Here is a 1,548-nt window from a genome sequence, read left to right as displayed (position 1 = left end):
CACCCCCCGTTATGTTTTCCGCGGTTCCGCAACGGAGCCGCTGGCCTCCGGGCTCGGCATGACTGTGTCCCCCTGTCGAAGGAATGACCTGGGGGGTGGTGTCACCGGGCCCGGGAGGTGCCGTCGGAGACGCTGATCAGAGGTCCGGCCACCACCCGGTCCGGCGCAATGCCGGACAGTTCGCGGGCGGCAGGCCTGCATAACGTGGATGCGCGAGCACGACACCCGAGCCGAGGCCGGCACCGTCAACACCCCTGAAAGGGCACGATGTTCGAGATCGAAGACGTGGGCGTGTTCCTCGGCCTGGACGTCGGCAAGTCCACTCACCACGGCCACGGGCTCACCCCGGCCGGGAAGAAGGTCTTCGACAAGCCGCTGCCCAACAGCGAACCGAAACTGCGGGCCGTCTTCGACAAGCTGACCGCGAAGTTCGGCACCGTCCTGGTCATCGTGGACCAGCCCGCCTCCATCGGCGCCCTCCCGCTGACCGTCGCCCGCGACGCCGGCTGCCGCGTCGCCTACCTGCCCGGCCTGGCCATGCGCCGGATCGCCGACCTCTACCCCGGCGAGGCCAAGACCGACGCCAAGGACGCGGCCGTCATCGCCGATGCCGCGCGGACGATGCCACACACCCTGCGCTCCCTGGAACTGACCGACGAGATCACCGCCGAGCTGACCGTACTGACCGGCTTCGACCAGGACCTGGCCGCCGAGGCCACCCGCACCAGCAACCGGATACGCGGCCTGCTCACCCAGTTCCACCCCTCCCTGGAACGCGTCCTGGGACCGCGTCTGGACCACCAGGCCGTCACCTGGCTCCTGGAGCGCTACGGCTCCCCGGCCGCCCTGCGCAAGGCCGGCCGCCGCAGACTCGTGGAACTGATCCGCCCGAAGGCCCCCCGCATGGCCGCCCGACTGATCGACGAGGTCTTCGACGCCCTCGACGAACAGACCGTCGTCGTCCCGGGCACCGGCACCCTGGACATCGTCATCCCCTCCCTGGCCGCTTCCCTGACCGCCGTGCACACCCAGCGCAGGGCGATGGAAGCCCAGATCAACACCCTGCTGGAGGCCCACCCTCTTTCCCCGGTCCTGACCTCGATGCCCGGCGTCGGCGTCAGGACCGCCGCTGTCCTGTTGACCACCGTCGGCGACGGCACCAGCTTCCCCACCGCCGCCCACCTGGCCTCCTACGCCGGACTCGCCCCCACCACCAGGCAATCCGGGACCTCGATCCACGGCGAACACGCCCCACGCGGCGGCAACCGGCAGCTCAAACGCGCGATGTTCCTCTCCGCCTTCGCCTGCATGAACGCCGACCCGGCCTCCCGCACCTACTACGACAAGCAACGCGCCCGCGGCAAAACCCACACCCAAGCTCTCCTCCGCCTCGCCCGCCAACGCATCAGCGTCCTGTTCGCCATGCTCCGCGACGGCACCTTCTACGAATCCCGGACACCGAAGGACGTCGAACTAGCCGCATAACCCCAGCAACCCTGAACCACCCCAAACCCGCCAGGGGTGCCTTGACGAAAGACATAGAGGCAC

1 protein-coding gene is annotated in these 1,548 nt (G+C 69.3%); it reads left to right on the top strand.

Going from position 1 to position 1,548, the window contains the following annotated elements; genetic code table 11:
• Positions 1-267 precede the first annotated feature (267 nt).
• Positions 268-1,485, top strand: a complete 1,218-nt coding sequence (locus AB0D31_RS34690; protein ID WP_362730918.1) for an IS110 family transposase — start codon at positions 268-270, stop codon at positions 1,483-1,485.
• Positions 1,486-1,548 lie beyond the last annotated feature (63 nt).

It is taken from the genome of Streptomyces sp. NPDC048361, from assembly GCF_040651795.1.
Taxonomy (GTDB): domain Bacteria; phylum Actinomycetota; class Actinomycetes; order Streptomycetales; family Streptomycetaceae; genus Streptomyces.
This window is presented reverse-complemented; position numbering and strand designations above follow the sequence as displayed.

What these genes read in the sequence shown, in the direction of transcription:
- AB0D31_RS34690 (WP_362730918.1), top strand. Translation starts at nt 268, where the DNA reads ATGTTCGAGATCGAAGACGTGGGCGTGTTCCTCGGCCTGGACGTCGGC.